Origin of the sequence: Streptomyces sp. Sge12, assembly GCF_002080455.1 — a bacterium.
Lineage (GTDB): Bacteria > Actinomycetota > Actinomycetes > Streptomycetales > Streptomycetaceae > Streptomyces.
In genome coordinates, this window is sequence record NZ_CP020555.1 from 5,714,363 (window position 1) to 5,736,566 (window position 22,204).

At 70.6% G+C, this 22,204-nt stretch carries 19 protein-coding genes and 1 pseudogene; 17 read left to right on the forward strand and 3 right to left on the reverse strand.

Translation table 11 applies throughout. The features are described from left to right. The first annotated feature begins 34 nt into the window (after positions 1–34). From ftsW to B6R96_RS25645, 9 genes are all read left to right on the forward strand, one after another. The gene (gene ftsW / locus B6R96_RS25605; protein ID WP_030385577.1) at positions 35–1,396 is read left to right on the forward strand and encodes a putative lipid II flippase FtsW; all 1,362 of its coding nucleotides are present in this window, start codon (positions 35–37) and stop codon (positions 1,394–1,396) included. A 6-nt stretch (positions 1,397–1,402) separates the two neighbouring features. Further along, positions 1,403–2,497: an undecaprenyldiphospho-muramoylpentapeptide beta-N-acetylglucosaminyltransferase gene (murG, locus tag B6R96_RS25610; RefSeq protein ID WP_030385576.1), complete on the forward strand. Its 1,095-nt coding sequence runs from the start codon at positions 1,403–1,405 to the stop codon at positions 2,495–2,497. Between the two features lie 31 nt (positions 2,498–2,528). After that, positions 2,529–3,419 carry a cell division protein FtsQ/DivIB gene (locus B6R96_RS25615; protein ID WP_081523750.1) on the forward strand — a complete coding sequence of 297 codons (891 nt, stop codon included), beginning with the start codon at positions 2,529–2,531 and terminating at the stop codon, positions 3,417–3,419. A 279-nt stretch (positions 3,420–3,698) separates the two neighbouring features. After that, positions 3,699–4,904, forward strand: coding sequence for a cell division protein FtsZ (gene ftsZ / locus B6R96_RS25620; protein ID WP_052872570.1), 1,206 nt, complete (start codon positions 3,699–3,701; stop codon positions 4,902–4,904). Beyond that, complete coding sequence (gene pgeF, locus B6R96_RS25625) at positions 4,901–5,689, forward strand: peptidoglycan editing factor PgeF (RefSeq protein ID WP_081523751.1); 789 nt, start codon at positions 4,901–4,903, stop codon at positions 5,687–5,689. Before ftsZ ends, pgeF begins: the two co-directional genes overlap by 4 nt. Continuing rightward, positions 5,676–6,395 (forward strand): YggS family pyridoxal phosphate-dependent enzyme, encoded by a 720-nt coding sequence (locus B6R96_RS25630; RefSeq protein ID WP_030385572.1) that lies wholly within the window; start codon positions 5,676–5,678, stop codon positions 6,393–6,395. The genes pgeF and B6R96_RS25630 overlap by 14 nt, the downstream gene beginning before the upstream one ends. Before the next feature lie 149 nt (positions 6,396–6,544). Then, a complete protein-coding gene (locus tag B6R96_RS25635; protein ID WP_030031797.1) occupies positions 6,545–7,162 on the forward strand; it encodes a cell division protein SepF in 618 nt (205 codons plus the stop codon). Between the two features lie 60 nt (positions 7,163–7,222). After that, complete coding sequence (locus B6R96_RS25640; RefSeq protein WP_030385571.1) at positions 7,223–7,519, forward strand: YggT family protein; 297 nt, start codon at positions 7,223–7,225, stop codon at positions 7,517–7,519. Between the two features lie 82 nt (positions 7,520–7,601). Then, positions 7,602–8,816: a DivIVA domain-containing protein gene (locus B6R96_RS25645; protein WP_053169086.1), complete on the forward strand. Its 1,215-nt coding sequence runs from the start codon at positions 7,602–7,604 to the stop codon at positions 8,814–8,816. A gap of 249 nt (positions 8,817–9,065) precedes the next feature. On the opposite strand, the gene ileS is transcribed toward B6R96_RS25645, so the two are convergent. Beyond that, the gene (gene ileS / locus B6R96_RS25650; RefSeq protein WP_081523752.1) at positions 9,066–12,212 is read right to left on the reverse strand and encodes an isoleucine--tRNA ligase; all 3,147 of its coding nucleotides are present in this window, start codon (positions 12,210–12,212) and stop codon (positions 9,066–9,068) included. A gap of 618 nt (positions 12,213–12,830) precedes the next feature. Between ileS and B6R96_RS25660 the strand changes: the two genes are divergently transcribed. The 5 genes from B6R96_RS25660 to B6R96_RS25680 all read left to right on the forward strand — a co-directional run bounded on the left by B6R96_RS25660 (position 12,831) and on the right by B6R96_RS25680 (position 17,549). Beyond that, complete coding sequence (locus B6R96_RS25660) at positions 12,831–13,580, forward strand: TraR/DksA family transcriptional regulator (protein ID WP_053702202.1); 750 nt, start codon at positions 12,831–12,833, stop codon at positions 13,578–13,580. Positions 13,581–13,712: 132 nt separating this feature from the next. Further along, positions 13,713–14,273 (forward strand): signal peptidase II, encoded by a 561-nt coding sequence (gene lspA, locus B6R96_RS25665; protein ID WP_030385567.1) that lies wholly within the window; start codon positions 13,713–13,715, stop codon positions 14,271–14,273. Positions 14,274–14,314: 41 nt separating this feature from the next. Continuing rightward, positions 14,315–15,256 carry an RluA family pseudouridine synthase gene (locus tag B6R96_RS25670; protein ID WP_030385566.1) on the forward strand — a complete coding sequence of 314 codons (942 nt, stop codon included), beginning with the start codon at positions 14,315–14,317 and terminating at the stop codon, positions 15,254–15,256. Beyond that, positions 15,253–15,735, forward strand: coding sequence for a GNAT family N-acetyltransferase (locus tag B6R96_RS25675; protein ID WP_081523753.1), 483 nt, complete (start codon positions 15,253–15,255; stop codon positions 15,733–15,735). Before B6R96_RS25670 ends, B6R96_RS25675 begins: the two co-directional genes overlap by 4 nt. Before the next feature lie 221 nt (positions 15,736–15,956). Next, positions 15,957–17,549, forward strand: a complete 1,593-nt coding sequence (locus tag B6R96_RS25680) for a Na+/H+ antiporter (protein ID WP_030385564.1) — start codon at positions 15,957–15,959, stop codon at positions 17,547–17,549. 699 nt (positions 17,550–18,248) lie between these two features. Here B6R96_RS25680 and B6R96_RS36970 read toward each other — a convergent pair. Next, a pseudogene (locus B6R96_RS36970) lies at positions 18,249–18,371 on the reverse strand (IS5/IS1182 family transposase); the annotation flags it as partial. A gap of 150 nt (positions 18,372–18,521) precedes the next feature. On the opposite strand from B6R96_RS36970, the gene B6R96_RS25695 reads away from it, so the two are divergent. Next, positions 18,522–19,661, forward strand: coding sequence for a hypothetical protein (locus B6R96_RS25695; RefSeq protein WP_081523756.1), 1,140 nt, complete (start codon positions 18,522–18,524; stop codon positions 19,659–19,661). 66 nt (positions 19,662–19,727) lie between these two features. On the opposite strand, the gene B6R96_RS25700 is transcribed toward B6R96_RS25695, so the two are convergent. Further along, positions 19,728–20,792, reverse strand: a complete 1,065-nt coding sequence (locus B6R96_RS25700; RefSeq protein ID WP_081523757.1) for a C40 family peptidase — start codon at positions 20,790–20,792, stop codon at positions 19,728–19,730. Between the two features lie 617 nt (positions 20,793–21,409). On the opposite strand from B6R96_RS25700, the gene B6R96_RS25705 reads away from it, so the two are divergent. Both B6R96_RS25705 and B6R96_RS25710 read left to right on the forward strand, forming a co-directional pair. Further along, the gene (locus B6R96_RS25705) at positions 21,410–21,913 is read left to right on the forward strand and encodes a hypothetical protein (RefSeq protein WP_159396361.1); all 504 of its coding nucleotides are present in this window, start codon (positions 21,410–21,412) and stop codon (positions 21,911–21,913) included. Next, positions 21,910–22,203 carry a hypothetical protein gene (locus B6R96_RS25710; RefSeq protein WP_053169072.1) on the forward strand — a complete coding sequence of 98 codons (294 nt, stop codon included), beginning with the start codon at positions 21,910–21,912 and terminating at the stop codon, positions 22,201–22,203. The genes B6R96_RS25705 and B6R96_RS25710 overlap by 4 nt, the downstream gene beginning before the upstream one ends. The last annotated feature ends 1 nt before the right edge of the window (position 22,204 follow it).

Genomic DNA, 22,204 nt, shown 5'->3' on the forward strand with positions numbered 1-22,204 from the left:
GCTCGCCTCGTACGAGTGGAGGGGAAGATCACAGATGCCGGCCAAGCAGATGCTGCCGGGGCGGCGGCCGTCCGCCGTGAAGGCGCAGGGCCGCAAACGCCCGGCGGTGAGTTCGAAGCGGCCCGCCGGGCGCGGCCCGCTGGCCGGGCTGCGGCGTACGCAGCGGCAGTTGCAGAAGGCCTGGGACCGCCCGCTCACGGCCTATTACCTGATTTTCGGCAGCTCGCTGCTCATCACCGTGCTCGGTCTGGTGATGGTGTACTCGGCGTCGATGATCAAGGCCCTCCAGCTCGGCCTCGGCGACGCGTACTTCTTCAAGAAGCAGTTCCTGGCCGCCCTCATCGGCGGCGTGCTCCTGCTGGTCGCCTCCCGGATGCCGGTCAAACTGCACCGCGCGCTCTCGTACCCGGTGCTCGCGGGCACGCTCTTCCTGATGGTCCTGGTCCAGGTCCCCGGGATAGGCGTCTCGATCAACGGCAACCAGAATTGGATCTCCCTTGGCGGTCCGTTCATGCTGCAGCCCAGTGAGTTCGGCAAACTGGCACTGATCCTGTGGGGCGCCGACCTGCTGGCGCGCAAGGGCGACAAGGGGCTGCTGAGCCAGTGGAAGCACCTGCTGGTGCCGCTGGTCCCCGTGGCCTTCCTGCTGCTCGGGCTGATCATGCTGGGCGGGGACATGGGCACCGCGATGATCCTCGGCGCCATCCTCTTCGGCCTGCTCTGGCTGGCCGGGGCCCCGACCCGGATGTTCGTCGGTGTGCTCGCCTTCGCGGGTGCGATCGTCGCACTGCTCATCAAGACGAGCCCGCACCGGATGGACCGGCTGGAGTGCCTCGGCGCGACAGAACCGGGCAAGAACGACCTTTGCTGGCAGGCCGTTCACGGGATCTACGCCCTCGCATCGGGCGGCTGGTTCGGTTCCGGCCTGGGTGCAAGTGTGGAAAAATGGGGGCAACTACCCGAAGCCCACACCGACTTCATCTTCGCCATCACCGGGGAGGAACTGGGTCTGGCGGGGACGCTGTCGGTGCTCGCCCTGTTCGCGGCTCTAGGCTATGCGGGTATCCGCGTGGCCGGACGCACGGAGGATTCCTTCGTACGGTTTGCCGCGGGAGGCGTGACCACCTGGATCACGGCCCAGGCCGTGATCAATATCGGTGCGGTGCTCGGCCTGCTGCCGATCGCCGGAGTCCCGCTCCCGCTGTTCTCCTACGGAGGGTCAGCCCTGCTGCCGACCATGTTCGCGGTCGGACTGCTCATCGCCTTCGCGCGGGAGGAGCCGGCGGCGCGCGCGGCCCTCGCGATGCGACAGCCGAAGACCGGCTGGCGGCGGACCGGGGTGAGATGGAAGTCGATGAGACGGCGCGTCAAGAAGCGACCGTCCGGAGAGCGGTGAATTTCGGTGCATGTCGTACTCGCCGGTGGGGGGACCGCCGGCCACATCGAGCCGGCGCTCGCCCTCGCGGACGCCCTGCGCAGGCAGGACCCTTCAGTGGGCATCACCGCCCTCGGCACGGAGCGCGGACTTGAGACCCGCCTGGTGCCGGAACGCGGCTACGAGCTGGGTCTGATCCCCGCCGTACCGCTGCCCCGCAAGCCGACCCCGGAGCTGATCACCGTCCCCGGGCGGCTGCGCGGCACCATCAAGGCCGCGGAGGAGATCCTCCTGCGCACCAAGGCCGACTGCGTCGTCGGCTTCGGCGGCTACGTGGCCCTGCCCGGCTACCTGGCGGCCAAGCGGCTCGGGGTGCCGATCATCGTCCACGAGGCCAACGCCCGGCCCGGACTGGCCAACAAGATCGGCTCCCGGTACGCGCACGCCGTCGCGGTCTCCACCCCCGACAGCAAGCTGCGCGGAGCCCGCTACGTGGGCATCCCGCTGCGCCGCTCGATCTCCACCCTCGACCGGGCCGCGGTCCGCCCGGAGGCGCGCGCCGCCTTCGGCCTGGACCCCAACCTGCCCACGCTGCTGGTCTCCGGCGGCTCGCAGGGCGCGCGCCGCCTCAACGAGACGATCCAGCAGGTCGCGCCGACCCTCCAGCGCTCCGGGATCCAGATCCTGCACGCCGTCGGGCCGAAGAACGAACTGCCGCGTGTCGACAACATGCCCGGGATGCCGCCGTATGTCCCGGTACCGTACGTGGACCGGATGGATCTCGCGTACGCCGCCGCCGACATGATGCTGTGCCGCGCGGGGGCCATGACCGTCGCCGAACTCTCCGCCGTGGGGCTCCCCGCCGCCTACGTCCCGTTGCCGATCGGCAACGGTGAACAGCGGCTCAACGCCCAGCCGGTGGTCAAGGCCGGCGGCGGCCTGCTCGTGGACGACGCGGAGCTGACGCCCGAGTGGGTGCTCAGCCAGGTCCTCCCGGTGCTGTCCGACCCGCACCGCCTCTACGAGATGTCCCGCGCCGCCGGTGAGTTCGGCCGCCGGGACGCCGACGAGCTCCTGGTCGGCATGGTGTACGAGGCGATCGCGGCCCACAGGTCCCGCTGAGGCGGGTACCGCAGACGCAGGAGGCACAGGAGTGGCCGGAGGGACGACCGCGCGGCGCGGAACACCGTTTTCTGATCGGTCCGGCCCGTCCGCCCGCAAGGGCGCCGGCGCTCCCCAGCCGCCCGAGCCGCCTAAGCGGCCCAGGGGCCCCAGGGCCCCGAAGGGCCCGGAGGGGGCCAAGTCCGCGCAGAGGTCCGGCCCGGGAGGCCCCGGCGCACGCCTGCGCCGGGGCTCCGTGCTGGCCTCCCTGGCCGCCGCGGTGCTCCTCGTGGCGGGCGGCACCTGGGTCCTCTACGGCTCCTCCTGGCTCCGCGTGGAGAAGGTCTCCGCCGCCGGCATGGACGTGCTCACCTCCGAGCAAGTGCTCGCCGCCGCCGCCGTTCCCGTCGGCGCGCCCCTGGTGAGCGTCGACACCGACGAGATCGAGAGCCGCGTCCGGGGCCGGCTGCCCCGCATCGATTCGGTCGATGTGGTGCGGGCCTGGCCGCACGGGATCGGTCTGAAAGTGACGGAACGCAAACCCGTCCTGCTCATCAAAAAGGACTCCAACTTCGTGGAAGTGGACGCATCGGGTGTGCGATTCGACACGGTTCCGAAAGCACCCGCGGGTGTTCCGGTCCTCGAATTGAACGCCGGTCGATCGCCGAGTGCCCGCCGCTTCGACGAGGAACGGCTGCTGCACGAGGCCGTGCTCGTCGCGGGCGCCCTCCCGGCGTCGGTCGCCAAGGAAACCGTGCAGGTCAAGGTGGGTTCCTATGATTCGGTCGTCCTGGAGCTGACCGGCGGGCGGTCCGTGACGTGGGGGAGCGGCGAACAGAGCGACGCGAAGGGGCGCGCACTGAACGCTTTGTTGAAAGCCGCGCCCAAGGCCGATCACTTCGACGTGAGCGTCCCCACCGCCCCTGCTGTGTCCGGGAGTTGACGTCCGGTCCAACAGCGGCGCACCCTGGTTGGCCAGCGATACGGGTGATCACATAGGGTGAAAAGAAAAACGGGAGGTTCGGCGTGTTCGTTGAACACGCGCTACTTGTCGACTTAGTGTCCTGTTCGGAAGAGTCCGAGGAACAGACACACCCCTAACCCTAAACTTCAGGGTGAGGGTTCGGGTCGGCGCGTTCGAACCGTCCCTATTTCGGCATCAGTCGTCGCAACGCAGGCCCGCGAGGCGGCGACACGTAACTCGAGGCGAGAGGCCTTCGACGTGGCAGCACCGCAGAACTACCTCGCAGTCATCAAGGTCATCGGTGTCGGCGGCGGTGGTGTCAATGCCATCAACCGAATGATCGAGGTCGGTCTCAAGGGCGTCGAGTTCATCGCCATCAACACGGACGCCCAGGCGCTGTTGATGAGCGACGCCGACGTCAAGCTCGACGTCGGCCGTGAACTCACCCGCGGCCTCGGCGCCGGCGCCAATCCGGCCGTCGGTCGCAAGGCGGCAGAGGACCACCGCGAGGAGATCGAGGAGGTCCTCAAGGGGGCCGACATGGTCTTCGTCACCGCCGGTGAGGGCGGCGGCACCGGCACCGGCGGCGCACCTGTCGTCGCCAACATCGCGCGCTCGCTCGGCGCCCTGACGATCGGTGTGGTCACCCGGCCGTTCACCTTCGAGGGCCGGCGCCGCGCGAACCAGGCGGAGGACGGCATCGCCGAGCTCCGCGAAGAGGTCGACACCCTCATCGTCATCCCCAACGACCGACTGCTGTCCATCTCGGACCGCCAGGTCAGCGTGCTCGACGCCTTCAAGTCGGCCGACCAGGTCCTGCTCTCGGGCGTCCAGGGCATCACCGACCTCATCACCACCCCGGGTCTCATCAACCTCGACTTCGCCGACGTCAAGTCCGTGATGTCCGAGGCGGGCTCGGCCCTGATGGGCATCGGCTCGGCCCGCGGCGACGACCGCGCGGTGGCCGCCGCCGAGATGGCGATCTCCTCGCCGCTGCTGGAGGCGTCCATCGACGGCGCCCGCGGTGTGCTGCTCTCCATCTCCGGTGGCTCCGACCTCGGTCTCTTCGAGATCAACGAGGCCGCGCAGCTGGTCAGCGAGGCCGCGCACCCCGAGGCGAACATCATCTTCGGCGCCGTCATCGACGACGCGCTCGGCGACGAGGTACGGGTCACCGTCATCGCGGCCGGGTTCGACGGCGGACAGCCCCCGGCCCGCCGGGACAACGTCATCGGCGCCGCGTCCACCAAGCGCGAGGAGCCGGCCCCGGCTCCGGTCCGCGCCGCCGAGCCGGCCCGCCCGGCCTTCGGCGGACTCGGCTCGGTCACCCCCCGCGAGGAGCCCCCGGCTCCGGTCGAGGCGGCTCCGGTCGAGGTCCAGGCCCCCGCGCCGCAGGTCCCCACGGCCCGCCCGTACCAGGACAGCCCGGCCGAGGAGCTGGATGTCCCGGACTTCTTGAAGTGACACCAGAGCAGCATCACGTGGGCGGCGCCCACTTCGCCTTCACCGACCGGTGGGGCGGAGTGAGCGCCGTTCCGTACGAGGAGCTCAATCTCGGCGGCGCGGTCGGAGACGACCCGGCCGCCGTTCTCGCGAACCGGGCCCTGGCGGCCCGGTCCCTGGGACTGGCCCCGGACCGGGTGGTCTGGATGAACCAGGTGCACGGCCGGGACGTCGCGGTGGTGGACGGGCCCTGGGGGGCGGACGCCGAGGTCCCCGCGGTGGACGCGGTGGTGACCGCCCGTCGGGGACTGGCGCTGGCGGTCCTCACGGCCGACTGCACGCCCGTCCTGCTGGCCGACCCCGTCGCCGGGGTCGTGGGTGCCGCCCACGCGGGGCGGCCGGGGCTGGTCGCCGGAGTGGTACCCGCCGCCGTGGAGGCGATGGTCGCACTCGGGGCCGACCCCGGGCGGATCCTGGCCCGTACGGGACCCGCGGTCTGCGGACACTGCTACGAGGTGCCCGCGCAGATGCGGGAGGCGGTGGCCGAGGCGGTGCCCGCCGCCCGGGCCGAGACGAGCTGGGGGACACCGGCCGTCGACGTGGTCGCGGGGGTGCACGCCCAGCTCGCGGAGGCGGGGGTGGTGAACAGTGACCGCTCCCCGGTCTGCACACTGGAGTCGCGGGACCACTTCTCGTACCGCCGTGACCGGGTGACCGGACGGCTTGCCGGTTATGTCTGGTTGACGGAGCTTTCCCGGGGGACGTCCCCCGGACTCCCGGGGGAAAAGAAGAATGACGGATCGTAAGGCGGAGCTCGCCGAGAACCTGGCGCGGGTGGAGGAACGTATCTCGTCCGCCTGCGCGGCGGCGGGGCGGGCGCGGGACGAGGTGACGCTCATCGTGGTCACCAAGACCTACCCCGCGAGCGACGTACGACTGCTGGCGGACCTGGGTGTCCGTCATGTTGCGGAAAATCGTGACCAGGATGCCGCCCCCAAGGCCGCGGCCTGCTCGGATCTGCCGCTCAGCTGGCACTTCGTCGGTCAGTTGCAGACGAACAAAGTCCGTTCCGTGGCGGGATACGCGCACGTGGTGCAGTCGGTCGACCGACCGAAACTCGTGACCGCCCTCTCGGCGGCCGCGGTGGGTGCCGGCCGGGAGCTCGGCTGCCTGGTGCAGATCGCCCTCGACGCGGAGTCGGGGGAGCGCGGGGCCCGGGGAGGGGCGGCGCCGGAGCAGCTCGCGGAGTTGGCGGACCTCGTCGCTGGGGCCCCCGGACTGCGCGTCGACGGCCTGATGACGGTCGCCCCGCTGTCCGGCCCCTACGCGGGACGCGAACAGGCCGCTTTCGAGCGGTTGATGGAATTGTCATCCCGCATGCGCGTGGACCATCCGGCTGCCACGATGGTGTCGGCCGGGATGAGCGCAGACCTGGAACAGGCCGTTGTGGCCGGTGCGACACATGTACGCGTCGGCACTGCGGTACTCGGCGCGAGACCCCGGCTCGGGTAACGTCGCGAAGAAAGTCGGACCACAGCAGAAAATATGGTCATTCCCGCTGATGGGCGGGCAGACCACGTGGATCGCGGGCAGTTGGTGACATTCGTGACACGGCGGCACCTGCGACAGGGCGATCCACCACAGAGCGGAGGACTCGGAGAATGGCCGGCGCGATGCGCAAGATGGCGGTCTACCTCGGCCTCGTGGAGGACGACCGGTACGACAACCCGGGGTACGACCCCGACGACGAGTTCGAGCCCGAGCCGGAGATGGAGCGGGCTCGGGAACGGGATCGCCGACAGCAGCCCGTCCACCAATCGCCCGTATCGGACGAACCGGTACGAGCCGTACAGCCTCCGGCGCAGCGCGAACCCATCCCAATTCCGGTGGAAAACGGACGTCCTGCGCGAATCGCCCCCGTGGCATCCATCACACCTGATCGCACCAACCTGGAGAAGAACGCCCCCGTGATCATGCCCAAGGTCGTCTCCGAGCGGGAGCCGTACCGCATCACGACGCTGCACCCCCGGACCTACAACGAGGCCCGTACCATCGGGGAACACTTCCGTGAGGGCACTCCGGTGATCATGAATCTCACGGAGATGGACGACACGGACGCGAAGCGTCTCGTGGACTTCGCCGCCGGACTCGTGTTCGGTCTGCACGGCAGCATTGAACGCGTGACACAGAAGGTGTTCCTGCTGTCGCCTGCTAACGTCGATGTCACGGCGGAGGACAAGGCCCGCATCGCGGAGGGCGGGTTCTTCAACCAAAGCTAGACCGATCCGTCAGACACGGGGCCGGGAACAGAACGAAGGACGGGGAGAGGGAAGCGCGGGATGGGCGTCGCACTGCAAGTGGTCTACATCGCGCTGATGTGCTTCCTCATCGTGCTGATCTTCCGACTGGTCATGGACTACGTGTTCCAGTTCGCGCGTTCATGGACACCCGGCAAGGCGATGGTGGTCGTTCTGGAGGCCACCTACACTGTCACCGATCCACCGCTCAAGCTTCTTCGGCGGGCCATTCCGCCGTTGCGTCTCGGGGGCGTGGCACTCGACCTGTCCTTCTTCGTTCTGATGATCATCGTTTACATCCTCATCAGTTTCGTGAGCACCGCTGCGAGAAGCGTGTGAACGATGAGCTTCCCCGCACGCGTGGGGACAGTCCCGATACGGTCTTGCCGACTGCCGACGACTACGTAGAGGTGAAGAAGACATGCCGCTGACTCCCGAGGACGTGCGGAACAAGCAGTTCACGACCGTCCGCCTCCGAGAAGGCTATGACGAGGACGAGGTCGATGCCTTCCTCGACGAGGTCGAGTCCGAACTGACGCGACTGCTGCGCGAGAACGAGGACCTGCGCGCCAAGCTGGCCGCCGCCACGCGCGCCGCCGCGCAGAACCAGCAGCAGCAGGGCATGCGCAAGCCCGAGCCCCAGGACCAGCGCGGCCCCGGCGCCCCCGTGCCCGCGGCCATATCCGGCCCGCCGCAGCAGCAGAACCCGCAGATGGGCCCGCCCCAGCTGCCGGGCGGTGCGCCGCAGCTCCCGCCGGGCCCCGGCGGCCAGGGCCAGCAGGGCCCCGGCCCGATGGGCGGCCCCATGGGCGGTCCCATGCAGCAGCACCCCATGGGCGGACCGCAGGGCATGGGTCAGCAGCAGCAGCAGATGCAGCAGCAGCAGTCGATGGGCGGCCAGAACCCGCTCGGCCAGCAGATGCAGCCCATGGGCCAGCAGATGCAGCCGATGGGCCAGATGCAGCCCATGGGTCAGCCGATGCAGCAGATGCAGCAGCCGCAGCTCCCGCAGCAGGGCCCCGGTGGCGACAGCGCCGCCCGCGTCCTGTCGCTCGCGCAGCAGACCGCCGACCAGGCGATCGCGGAAGCCCGCTCCGAGGCCAACAAGATCGTCGGCGAGGCCCGGTCGCGCGCCGAGGGCCTGGAGCGGGACGCCCGCGCCAAGGCCGACGCGCTGGAGCGGGACGCCCAGGAGAAGCACCGCGTCGCGATGGGCTCCCTGGAGTCCGCCCGCGCCACGCTGGAGCGCAAGGTCGAGGACCTGCGGGGCTTCGAGCGTGAGTACCGTACGCGTCTGAAGTCCTACCTGGAGTCGCAGCTGCGTCAGCTGGAGACCCAGGCCGACGACTCCCTGGCCCCGCCGCGCAACCCCGCCGGTCCCGCGCTGCCGCCGTCGCCGTCGCCCTCGATGGCTCCGGCCGGTGCGATGGGCCACTCCATGGGCGGTCCCTCGATGGGCGGGCCGTCCCCCATGGGCGGTCCCTCCCCGATGGGTGCCCCGTCCTACGGCGGCAACCAGCAGCAGATGTCCCCGGCGATGACCCAGCCGATGGCTCCGGTGCGGCCGGCTGCGCCGCAGCCGATGCAGGCGCCGTCGCCGATGCGGGGCTTCCTGATCGACGAGGACGATAACTAGGCGCCGCCGCCGTTCTGCGGTCGGCAGCCGCGCTCTACGGGCCGGGCCCGAGGTTCTACGGAACCTCGGGCCCGGCCCGTTCCCGTACCCGGGTGCGGCCCGGCTCCCGGGGGCCGGCCCCCGGACCCCCGGTCCTCAAACGCCGGACGGGCTGAAAGACCGGGGCTGCGCCCCAGGACATGGCGGGGCAGACGAAAGCGGCCCGTCCCCCCCCCACCCGGGAGGGGACGGGCCGCTCGGGTCGGCGGGTTACGCCTTGCGGAGGCGGAACGTCAGGCCCAGGGGCTCGTCCGTGAACTCGGCGCCGTACGTGCCGTCGGCCATACCCTCGGCGAAGTCCGTCGCGAGGACCTCGTCCGCGATGAGGGCCGCGTGGTCCGTCAGGGCCGTGGCGACCTCCGGGTCCGCGGAGGACCACCGCAGCGCGATCCGGTCCGCGACGTCCAGGCCGGAGTTCTTCCGGGCCTCCTGGATCAGGCGGATCGCGTCACGGGCCAGGCCCGCCAGCCGCAGCTCCGGGGTGATCTCCAGGTCCAGGGCGACCGTCGCGCCCGAGTCGGACGCCACCGACCAGCCCTCGCGCGGGGTCTCCGTGATGATGACCTCCTCCGGCGTGAGGGCCACCTCCTCGCCGTTCACCGCAACGACCGCGGTGCCGGACCGCAGGGCCAGGGACAGCGCCGCCGCATCGGCCGCGGCCACCGCCTTCGCCACGTCCTGCACGCCCTTGCCGAAGCGCTTGCCCAGCGCCCGGAAGTTCGCCTTCGCCGTCGTGTCCACCAGGGACCCGCCGACCTCGGACAGGGAGGCCAGGGAGGAGACGTTCAGCTCCTCCGTGATCTGTGACTGGAGCTCCCGGGACAGCGCGTCGAAGCCGACCGCACCGACCAGGGCCCGCGACAGCGGCTGGCGGGTCTTGACGCCCGACTCGGCGCGCGTCGCCCGGCCCAGCTCCACCAGGCGGCGGACCAGCTGCATCTGCTGGGACAGGGCCGGGTCGATCGCCGCCCGGTCCGCCACCGGCCACGACGACAGGTGCACCGACTCCGGGGCGTCCGGGGTGACCGGGACGACCATGTCCTGCCAGACCCGCTCGGTGATGAACGGCGTGAGCGGGGCGAGCAGCCGGGTGACCGTCTCGACCACGTCGTGGAGGGTGCGCAGCGCGGCCGCGTCGCCCTGCCAGAAGCGGCGGCGCGAGCGGCGGACGTACCAGTTCGACAGGTCGTCCACGAAGGCGGACAGGAGCTTGCCCGCGCGCTGGGTGTCGTACGACTCCATCGCGTCGGTGACCTCGGCCACGAGCGTGTGGAGCTCCGAGAGCAGCCAGCGGTCCAGGACCGTGCGGTCGGCCGGGTCCGGGTCGGCGGCGGACGGCGCCCAGTTCGACGTACGGGCGTACAGGGCCTGGAAGGCGACCGTGTTCCAGTACGTGAGGAGGGTCTTGCGGACGACCTCCTGGATCGTGCCGTGGCCCACGCGGCGGGCCGCCCACGGGGAGCCGCCGGCCGCCATGAACCAGCGCACCGCGTCCGCGCCGTGCTGGTCCATGAGCGGGATCGGCTGGAGGATGTTGCCCAGGTGCTTGGACATCTTGCGGCCGTCCTCGGCGAGGATGTGGCCCAGGCAGACCACGTTCTCGTAGGAGGACTTGTCGAAGACGAGGGTGCCGACCGCCATCAGCGTGTAGAACCAGCCGCGCGTCTGGTCGATGGCCTCCGAGATGAACTGCGCCGGGTAGCGCTTCTCGAAGATCTCCTTGTTCTTGTACGGGTAGCCCCACTGCGCGAACGGCATCGAGCCCGAGTCGTACCAGGCGTCGATGACCTCCGGGACGCGGACGGCCTCCAGCGAGCAGCCGTCCGCCGTGCAGGGGAAGGTCACGTCGTCGATGTACGGGCGGTGCGGGTCCAGGTTCGCGTGGTCCTGGCCGGAGAGCTCGCTCAGCTCGGCGCGGGAGCCGACGCAGGTGAGGTGGTTCTCCTCACAGCGCCAGATCGGCAGCGGGGTGCCCCAGTAGCGGTTGCGGGACAGCGCCCAGTCGATGTTGTTGTTCAGCCAGTCGCCGAAGCGGCCCTGCTTGACGGAGTCCGGGAACCAGTTGGTCTTCTCGTTCTCCCGCAGCATCGCGTCCTTGACGGCGGTGGTGCGGATGTACCAGGACGGCTGCGCGTAGTAGAGCAGGGCCGTGTGGCAGCGCCAGCAGTGCGGGTAGCTGTGCTCGTAGGCGATGTGCTTGAAGAGCAGGCCGCGCGCGTCGAGGTCGGCGGTCAGCTTCTCGTCGGCCTTCTTGAAGAAGACGCCGCCGACGAGGGGGACCTCCTCCTCGAAGGTGCCGTCGGGGCGGACCGGGTTCACGACGGGCAGGCCGTACGCGCGGCAGACCGCGAGGTCGTCGGCGCCGAAGGCGGGGGACTGGTGGACCAGACCCGTGCCGTCCTCGGTCGTGACGTACTCGGCGTTCACGACGTAGTGGGCCGGAGCCGGGAACTCCACGAGGGAGAACGGGCGCTCGTACGTCCAGCGCTCCATCTCCTTGCCCGTGAAGGTCTCGCCGGTGGCCTCCCAGCCCTCGCCGAGGGACTTCTCCAGCAGCGGCTGGGCGACGACCAGCTTCTCCTCGCCGTTCGTGGCGACGACGTATGTGACCTCGGGGTGCGCGGCCACGGCCGTGTTGGACACCAGGGTCCACGGGGTCGTCGTCCAGACGAGCAGCGCAGCCTCGCCCGCGAGGGGGCCGGAGGTCAGCGGGAAGCGGACGTAGACCGAGGGGTCCACCACCGTCTCGTAGCCCTGGGCCAGCTCGTGGTCGGACAGGCCGGTGCCGCAGCGGGGGCACCAGGGGGCGACGCGGTGGTCCTGGGTGAGCAGGCCCTTGTTGAAGATCTCCTTGAGCGACCACCACACGGACTCGACGTACTCGGGGTCCATGGTCCGGTAGGCGTCGTCCAGGTCGACCCAGTAGCCCATGCGGGTCGTGAGCTCGGCGAAGGCGTCGGTGTGGCGGGTCACGGACTCGCGGCACTTGGCGTTGAACTCGGCGATGCCGTACGCCTCGATGTCCTGCTTGCCGTTGAAGCCCAGCTCCTTCTCGACGGCGAGCTCGACGGGCAGGCCGTGGCAGTCCCAGCCGGCCTTGCGGGCCACGTGGTAGCCGCGCATGGTGCGGAAGCGGGGGAAGACGTCCTTGAAGACGCGGGCCTCGATGTGGTGCGCGCCGGGCATGCCGTTCGCGGTGGGCGGGCCCTCGTAGAAGACCCACTCGGGGCGGCCCTCGGACTGCTCCAGGGTCTTGGCGAAGGTCTTGCTCTCGCGCCAGAAGTCGAGGACGGCATGCTCGAGGGCAGGCAGGTCGACCTGGGCGGGTACCGGGCGGTACTGCGGCGGTGTGGTCATGAGGCTGAACTCTTCCTCCGGCGGGATGTCACTTCCGTCCGGAGGGACGAGAGCCTTCCTGAGAATCCAGGACGCCTGCTCCCGCGGTACCACCCTCCTTGGCCGCCGGACGGATCCGATGGCCCCCTCATTTGAGGTGCGAAGCCGGTTCTACTCGCCGCACGGGGATGCCGTGCGGGCTTTCTTCCGGCGGCTCAGGGGTGATCCTTCGCATCGCGCTCGCCCCCGGGCTCTCACCGTCCCCGGGTCGCTCCTGGCTGCGTACGACGCTACTCGTCCCCGTCCATGCCTTTCGCTGGGCCCAGTGTACGGGCCCGGGGGGTGCACGGCAGACCGGTTTACGGGGGCCCGTGCGGGGGCCCGCGGCCCGGCGTGGCGGGGTCGCGGGGAGGGGCCGCGCGCGACCCCCGTACGCCCCCGGCGTGACCCGAATGGGCCCGGGCGGCCGGTTACGACTCGGGTGGGGCGGGAGGGGCGGATTACCGGGGCTCCTGATGGGCACAACGGATGCAGGTTGACCTCGATGGATGCGTGCCCCGTTGCCGCGGGGCCGGTGTCGATTTATCGTTCCGGCACGATTCGCGAGCAAAGATCACAGTATGTGAAGGGGCCGCGGCCATGGTGGCGAAGAAGACCGCCGGGAGTACTGCCAAGAAGGCTGTCGGGAAGGCCGCCGGGAAGGCGGAGGGCTCCGAGGACGCGGCTCCCGCCAAGAAGGCGACCGCTGCCCGGAGGACCGCTGCCGGCGCGCGCGCACCGGACGGGAAGGCGACCGCCGTCAAGAAGACGACCGCCGTCGAGAAGCGGACGGTCACGGCCAAGAAGGCCGGGGCCGAGGGGGCGGCGCATGCCGCGAAGAAGACGGGAGTCCGGAAAGTGGTTGCCAAGAAGAGCGCAGGTGCGGCGAGGAAGACGGCCGCGGCCGCCACCAGCGGGCTCCCCAAGGCACGGGCCACGGCGGCCCTGGCCCCCGGCGAGCTCGCCGTACGGCCCGGGGAGGACCCCTGGACCCCCAAGGAGGTCGAGGACGCCCGTACGGAGCTCCTGTCGGAGGTGCTGCGGCTGAGGGCGGAGCTGGACGCCTCCGAGGTCGCCATCTCCGGGCTGATGCGGGACTCCGGCGACGGCGCGGGCGACGACCAGGCCGACACGGGCACCAAGAACATCACCCGGGAGTCCGAGCTGGCGCTCGCGGCGAACGCCAGCTCGATGCTGGAGCAGACCGAGCGGGCCCTGGAACGGCTGGAGGCGGGCACCTACGGGCTCTGCGAGAACTGCGGGCAGCCCATCGGCAAGGCCAGGATGCAGGCCTTCCCGCGGGCCACACTGTGCGTGGACTGCAAGCAGAAGCAGGAGCGCAGGCACTAGGGGGTGTCGTTCGGTCTCATTCGGCGGCGGGGTCCGGCGAGGTGGGGCAGGCGGTCCGCGGGGACCCTGACGTACCCTCGTGTCCGTCAGGGTCCAGGAGGAGCCTGGTTCGAGCTAGTTCGAGGGACTCACGTGGCAGAGGCGGAGCGCATCATCGGTACGCCGGAGGTCGGGGACGACGCCCAGCCGGAGTCCGCCGGGCCCAAGGGGCGCCGTCGGATCACGGCTCTGCTCGTCGTGGCGCTGCTCGCCTACCTGCTGGACCTCGGCACGAAGATGCTGGTCGTGGCGAAGCTGGAGCACCAGCCCCCGATCGAGATCATCGGTGAGCTGCTGAAGTTCGAGGCGGTCCGCAACCCGGGCGCGGCCTTCGGCTTCGGCGAGGCCTTCACCATCATCTTCACCTGCATCGCGGCCTCCGTGATCGTGGTGATCGTGCGGCTGGCCCGCAAGCTCTACAGCCTGCCGTGGGCGATCGCGCTCGGCCTGCTGCTGGGCGGTGCGCTGGGCAATCTGACCGACCGCATCTTCCGCTCGCCGGGCGTGTTCCGGGGTGCGGTCGTCGACTTCATCGCGCCGGCCCATTTCGCCGTCTTCAACCTCGCCGACTCGGCGATCGTGTGCGGCGGCATCCTGATCGTCCTGCTGTCCTTCAAGGGGCTGGACCCGGACGGGACCGTCCACAAGGACTGATCGCGGGACGGCTCGTCCGCCCCGTCCTGCATACTCGACGGGTGAGTACGATTCCCGAGATCCGCACCCTGCCCGTTCCCGATGGCCTCGAGGGCGAGCGCGTCGACGCCGCCATCGCCCGTATGTTCGGTTTTTCCCGGACGAAGGCGGCCGATCTCGCGGCCGCGGGGAAGGTGTCGGTCGACGGCAGTGTCGTCGGGAAGTCCGAGCGTGTGCACGGTGGCGCCTGGCTCGAAGTCGAGATGCCCGAGCCGGCCCGGCCGGTCGAGGTCGTCGCCGAGCCCGTCCCCGGCATGGAGATCGTCCATGACGACGACGACATCGTCGTCATCATGAAGCCGGTCGGCGTCGCCGCCCACCCGAGCCCCGGCTGGACCGGCACCACCGTCATCGGCGGCCTCGCCGCGGCCGGCTACCGGATCTCCACCTCCGGCGCCTCCGAGCGCCAGGGCATCGTGCACCGCCTCGACGTCGGCACGTCCGGACTGATGGCCGTGGCGAAGTCGGAGCGCGCGTACACCTCGCTCAAGAACCAGTTCCGCGAGCGGGTCGTGGACAAGCGCTACCACGCGCTGGTCCAGGGCCACCCGGACCCGATGAGCGGCACGATCGACGCGCCCATCGGCCGCCACCCCAGCGCCGACTACAAGTGGGCGGTGACCCAGGACGGCAAGGCGTCCGTCACCCACTACGACCTGATCGAGGCCTTCCGCGCCGCCTCGCTGCTGGACATCAAGCTGGAGACCGGGCGTACGCACCAGATCCGCGTGCACATGTCCGCGCACCGGCACCCCTGCGTCGGCGACCTGACCTACGGCGCCGACCCGACCGTCGCCAAGCGGCTCGGCCTCACCCGGCAGTGGCTGCACGCGGTGCGCCTCGGCTTCGAGCACCCGTCGGACGGGCAGTGGGTCGAGTTCGAGAGCACCTACCCGGCCGACCTCCAGCACGCCCTGGACGTGATCCGGGCGGAGAGCGAGTGACCTCGCCGGCCGAGGCCGGGATCGAGGTCCGGGTCGCCGTTTCGCAGGAGGACCTGAAGGCCTGCTTCGCGGTGCGGTCCGAGGTCTTCGTGGTCGAGCAGTCGGTGCCGGAGTCGATCGAGTACGACGCGTACGACGCGGACGCGGTGCACGTCCTGGCCGTGGACGCGGACGGGGTGCCGCTGGGCACGGGCCGGCTGCTGCACGGGGACGCGGCGCTGGCGAAGACCGGCGGCTCGCAGGGCGTGGGCTCGCTGGGCCGGCTGGCCGTCGCCAAGTCCGCGCGCGGGCTGGGCGTGGGCGTGGCGCTGGTCCGCGCGATCGAGGCGGAGGCGGCCCGCCGGGGCCTGACCGCGGTCGACCTGGGCGCGCAGACGCATGCGCTGGGCTTCTACGAGCGGCTCGGATACGTGTCCTACGGCCCGGAGTTCCAGGACGCGGGCATCCCCCACCGCGCCATGCGGCGGCCACTGCCGTAACCGGGGCGATGGCGCTCGGCGCCGTTGCCGGAGCTCCGCCCCGGACCCCGCGCCTCGAACGCCGGCGAGGCCGGACCCGGCCGCTGCCCGGCTGAATCCCTCAGCCCCGCCGGCGGTCGGGGTGCGGGCGCGGAGTGCCGTAGGGGTTCGGGCGGAGCCCGACACGGAGCCGCGGGCCCGTCACCGCACCGCCGAGCGCGGCGGCCTGGCAGGGTGGGGGAGTGGATCAGCTAGCTCTGCTGTTCGTGCTCCTCCTCGGGGCCGTGATCACGGTGCCGCTCGGGGACCGGCTCAAACTGCCCGCGCCCGTCCTCATGACCATCGGCGGGGTGGTCCTCGCGCTGGTGCCGGCGGTGCCGAACGTCGAGATCCCGCCCGAGTTCATCCTGCCGCTGGTGCTGCCCCCGCTGCTGTACGCCTCCGTGCAGCGCACCTCCTGGCGGCAGTTCGCGGCCAACGTCCGGCCCATTCTGCTGCTGGCCGTGGCCCTGGTGTTCGTCACCACCGCGGCCGTGGCCGCCGTCGCCAACGCGGTCGTGCCCGGTCTGCCGATCGCCGCGGCCGTCGCGCTCGGCGCGCTCGTCGCCCCGCCCGACCCGGTGGCCGCCACCGCCGTCGCCGGATCGCTGGGGCTGCCCCGCCGCATGGTGTCGATCCTGGAGGGCGAGGGGCTCTTCAACGACGTGACGGCCATCGTGCTCTACCACGTGGCCGTCGCCGCCGTCGTCAGCGGCAGTTTCTCCTGGCCCGACGCGCTCGGGGAGTTCGTGCTCTCCGCCGTGGTGGCCGTGGCCGTCGGGCTCGCGCTCGGCTGGATCACCAACCGGCTCATGGGCCGGCTCGGTGACGCCACCCTGCAGATCGGACTGACGCTGCTGGTGCCGTTCGTCGCGTACGTGGTGGCGGAGGAGCTCCAGGGCTCGGGGGTGCTGGCCGTGCTCACGGCGGCCCTGTTCCTCGCCGAGTACGCGAGCGACGCCGACGACGTGCTGGGGCGGCTCGCCGGGCACACCTTCTGGGAAGTCGTCGACACGCTGGTCACCGGTGTGGCCTTCGGCCTGATCGGGCTGGAGCTGCACAACGTCTTCGGGACGGCGAAGGACCGCGCGTGGGAGATGGCCGGCTGGGCGGCGGTCGTGGTCGCGACGGTGGTCGGCGTACGGCTGCTGTGGCTGCTGCCGGCCGGCTGGCTCGCGCAGAAGCTGCACCAGCGGCGCGACTACGACGAGGAGATCCCGCTGAGCTGGCGGGAGAGCGTGGTGATGTGGTGGGCGGGGATGCGCGGGGTGGCCTCGGTGGCCCTGGCCCTCGCCATTCCGCTGCGGACGGACGCCGGTGAGCCCTTCCCCGGGCGCGACCAGATCATCTTCATCGCGTTCGCGGTGATCATGACCACCCTGGTGTGCCAGGGGCTGACCCTGCCGTGGCTGGTGCGGCGGCTGGGCGTGGAGGCCGACACGGACGCCGACCGGGACGCCGAGCGCCTGCTGGCGATCCGCGCGGCGAAGGCGGCCAAGCAGCGGCTGCGGGAGATCCAGGAGGTGGAGGACCTCCCGGAGGACCTGACCGAGCAGCTGTACCGGCGCGCCTACGACGTCGGGGCCAGGATCAGCCCCGACATGGTGGACGAGGAACGCCGCGAGGCGTACGCGAAGCGGGTGGAGCGGCTGCGCGACATCCAGCGGATCCAGCGCGAGATGATGTCGGCCGCCCGCCACGAGATCCTGGCCGCCCGCAGCGAACCGGGCTCCGACCCGGAGATCGTGGACCGGGTGCTGCGCCACCTGGACGTCCGCAGCCTGCGGGCCCCCTAGGCGTATTGATCACGAGTGTTGTCGACACTCGGCAGGTCTTGGACATGCCGAGGGTCTCCGGTGTGGCGTGAGCTGCCGGGAACCCATGGCGTTGCACATGTCGCGGCCGAGATGGGCATATCCAGGGCCACCCTCACCGATGGGCCCGACGCCGGCGGACGGAGGTCGACGCGGGACGTCTGACCTGTCAGTTCCCCATGCCGTGCTGACACCGTGTCGACCCTGGTCGCGGCACCACGGCGACCAGCACCAACGACATCGCCCGCGACCTCACCATCTGGATGGCCGCCCGTGACTTCCCCGGCCGGCCCGGCCCCAGCCGCCCTCCTGGCTCGAAGAACCGGCGGCCGGCTCCCCGTTACGACGTCGGACGCGTCCTCGCAATCGGCGAGTGCTGCATCCGAGCCGGCAAGCTCAGAATGATAGGAGGAATCCACCGATCTGGTATTCCAGCCCTCACGGAACTCCAGGTGCGGGATGGCACTCTGCATCGCCGAGTACAGCGCGGGCGGCACCTCGTAGACCGCGGTCTCCAGAAGGTCATCGTCCCGGCCGGGGAACAGATCTCTGATCCTCGGAATCTCAACTCGGTTGCGGCCAGTGATATGTGAGGCTTGCTCGTCGCTGCCTCAGCCGATGAGGTGCCACCCGAGGGTTCCGGTGCTGATGTCGTCTGAGTGGCGTTTGAGCTGCTGTTTCACCGGTCAGGGCGAGGTTGTGCATGGTGGCGGCGGCGTGGTGGAGGCCGTCGCCCTTCTGGCGGCAGCTGCGGAGGATGGTCCCGTTCTTCATGCGGGCGGAGGTGTGCTCGACTGGAATTCGCCGCCACCGCCCGCCCTGCATGCACACGGCTCGGCCGGGCGCTTCTGGAGGCCGGCGAGATGGCCTTCCCGGCCGAATCCCAGGTGCCCTGGCAGAGTTCTGAGCAGGCCAAGGGCCCGAAGAGGGTCCGCCAACGAGGGGAGATCAGCAGTGGCAACACCCACCGAGGGGGAACCGTTCGCCGAGGCGGCGGGCGAGGCGGTACAGACCGCCGTCATGTCAGTGCGGCTGATCATGGCCATCGCCGATGCCGTCCGACGGCACCAGCAGCGGCGGAACAAGGGCGACGAGGACGACCTGCCGCCCGTCGAGCAGGCGAAGGAGGACGCGAAGCAGGAACTCAAGGACCTGCTTCCCGCCGACGTCGCGATGGCTTTGACGGCCGGTGCGGACTGGCCCCGGATGGCACAGCAGCTGATGGCGTTGAAATCGGCCGGAGTGGACCTGGAGCAGCTGCTGCCCCGTATCGGGGAGATCGCGGTGACCGTGCGGGACCAGGTCGCCGCGAACGAGTCCCGGGTGGCCGGCGAGGGCACAGGGACGTGGGAGCGGATGCTGCGCGAGACCCTGCCCGCCGGGCCGGTGCGCGAGGCGATCCTGTCCTCGCCGACGTGGCCCGACATCGCGGCGACGATGGCGAGGCTGGAGGAGAGGGGCGTTGATGTACGGAAGATCTTGGCTTCCGCGCACGACGAGGGAATCGGCGTGGACCGGGCGGTTGCGAAGGTGATGTCGGCCGGCGAGGTACCGACCACGAGCAGGGATGCCCTGCTGTCGTGGGGGCCGCTGACGACGGGGCTCGACATCCCTGCGAACCTCGACCTGGGCGACCGTGTGCGGGCCCTGCGCCAGCTCTCGATCTCCCTTGAGGAGAACGAGGGATTCGTGCAGCTGGTGAGAGACGCGATGCCCGGCCGGGAGAACGACGCGAACCTGATGGTGACCTCGAAGCAGTGGCCCCTGGTGGCCGCGCGGATGGCGAAGATGGAGAGCGAGGGAAAGCCGGTCGCGGACCACCTTGCCGGGCTGATGAAGGACACGTCGTGGGAGAAGGGCCCGGGAACGTCCGGGTCGCGCCTGGCACATGCAGCGGCCCACGTTCTTTCGCACCCGCCGGGCGAGGCCCCGGCCGTGGGGCGGCAGACGGTCAACACGGCGGCAGCGCGGTCGCAGTCGACCACCGTGGGCCCTGCCAAGGCGCAGGCGGCCAAGGGCGGGGCGTCTGCCGAGCGGGGTGTGGCCCCGCACCGGGAGGCTGCACCGGCGGCGAAGTCGGGCAGGACCCGATAGCCCACGCGCGCGTGCCGCAGACCATTTCCGGGTCTGCGGCACGTGTCGTGTCCGGCGGGGGAGCGGTCAGGGGCGGGTGGCCCCGAAGTAGTCCCCGGCCGGCATGGCGGAGACGAGTGACTGGAGCTCGACGACGCGACCGGTGCGCGGGGCGTGCAGGACGTTTCCGTCGCCCGCGTAGATCGCGACGTGGTAGATGCTGCCCGAGCTGCCGTGGGACCAGAAGAGGAGATCTCCGGGTTTGAGGGCGTCGCGGGAGACCGGTCGGCTGGAGGTGGCGCCGTACTGGGCGGCGGCGACGCGCGGCAGTTGGATGCTGGGCCAGTACGCGTACTGGACGAGTGAGGAGCAGTCGAATCCGACGGTGGAGCTCGCCGAGCAGCTGCCGTTCAGGTAGCCGTTGGTTCCGTCGCAGAAGCCGGTGGTCGGGCCGGAGGGGCTGCCGCCTCCCCAGGAGTAGGGGGTGCCTGCTCGGGCTGCGGCTCTGCGCAGGGCGTCCGCACCGCTGCCGGAGCCGGAGATCTCAAGGAGGCCCGGGCCCTGGAAGCGGGGGAGCTCGGCGAGGATGTCGTGCACGTAGTCGTAGGTCTCGCCGCGGGCGAAGGACCTGGGTGGCACGCCGCGGTAGTCCTCGACGGCTCCCCATCCGGCGTTGTATCCGGCGAGCGCGAGCGCCCGCGGGTCGCCGCCGTATCCGGAGGACTTGGCCTGCTTGAGCAGCGAGCACATCATGCGGCCCTGGGCCGTTACTGCGTCGCCGATGTCCCAGGGGGAGGCCTCGCCGTTGCCGTCGGCGTCCCGGCCCCACGTGGCCCAGGTGCCGGGCATGAACTGTGCGGGGCCCTGGGCGCCGGCCTCGGAGGTCGCCTCACTCCGGGTGGTCTTGAACTTCGACTCCGCCCACAGCTGGGAGGCGAGCAGAGCCGGGGTCATCTCGGGCTCCGGGCAGGCGGCGTCGGCCTGGAGGATCCAGGACCGGAACTCCGCGGGCACGCCCTGCAGCCCGCCGCCCCCGTCGGTTGCGTCGGCGGCCTTGGCGTCGTCGTCGAGCAGGACGACGGCGGTCAGGGCGGTGAGCGGCAGCACGATGGCGGCTATCACCGCGATGGCGGCTCCGACGAGCACTTTCATGTGGTCCCCCCGCGGGCGTGAGTCTCGCTTTGCGGTCGTTGTTCGGGTGGTGCGCTTTCGGGCGTACTAGATCACGTGATGGTTCACCTGCGCTTTCGAGTTGAGGTGGGGTCAGATCGCTCGAGAGCGTCGGAGCCAGTGGGTCCGCTTGTCGAGGTGTGAGCGGTGCATGCGCCGGCCGTCCGGGTGGCTGCGCACCAGCGGGCAGGGCGTCCGCGTCCGGCGGGGGGCGTAGTGGCGCTTGTTGACGGGGTTCAGAGGTCGTCCAGGCGTGGAGATTTCGGATCGCGAAGGCTTCGCGAGGTCTCGTACCGGGCGAAGCCGGGCGGCTCGGGAGCGGGTTTCGGCACCCCGCGAGTGTGGCTGGAATCCATCTTTGAGATTTGGCCTGAAATGACATGCCAGGAGTGATCTTCCTGACGTCCAGTTCTTCGTACGGGTCGGGAAATCAGACGCACCCCCTGCGGCGACGGTCCTCCGCGGGACGCGATCAACGACCTGACCTCCGATGATCTGAAAAACCCTGCTCCGGATCGACAGAGGGACACGCTAGCCTCAGGGGGCCCGCGAACCAGGTTCGTGGTCCTTAAACACAAGACACAGGGGGGAGTTGCGGTGTGACCATCCAACCGGTGGCATCAACCCCGGCGCACGTGCCGACGGTTGCACTCCGCTACGCGCTGATTCCCGTGCACGGATACGGCATTGCGGTGGCGACCGTTGCGCGGATGCTCGACGGCGACGGCGACGGCGACGGCGACGGCGACGGTGCGCGGGCCCGCGTCCTGGCGCCGGCCGAGCCCGTGCCGTACGGAGCGCAGCCGGTGCTGCTGGCCGAGAGCACGGTCTACGGCATGACGTGCGTGGAGGAACTGCTTCAGCGCTGGGGCCCGCTGCCGAAGCCCTGGCTGGTGCTCGTCTCCGACGCCCCGGCCCCGCCGGTGCCCGACGCGCGCTACCTACTGCGTGCCCTGGGCGGACGTCTGGCCGGGGTGGCCAGGGTTCCGTACCTGCCGGTACTGCGCGGCGTCAGAACCGCTGATGAGGCTCTGGAACACAAAGACGTATTGGCTGCCGCCGGACGGCTGCGGCGCACCATGGAAGGAACGACCAGACGATGACCACCACCTCCACCGAGCTCTTCACGCTCGCCGCGCTGATACCGGGCGGATCGCCTACCGCCATTCCCGGGATGGACGGCCCCGTCACGAAGATCTTCGGATATGGGCTGTGGTTGCTGATCCTCGCGGGGGTCGGCGGAACCGCGTTCGGCGTCTACAAGCTCGCGGTGTCGGACAAGAGCCGCAGCGGCGGCGGCAGCGAGCCGTTCAAGTGGATGGGCGGAGGGGTGGCGGCGATCCTGCTGGCCGGATCCCTGATCACCATCCTCAACGGAATCGCGGGCGGCTGAC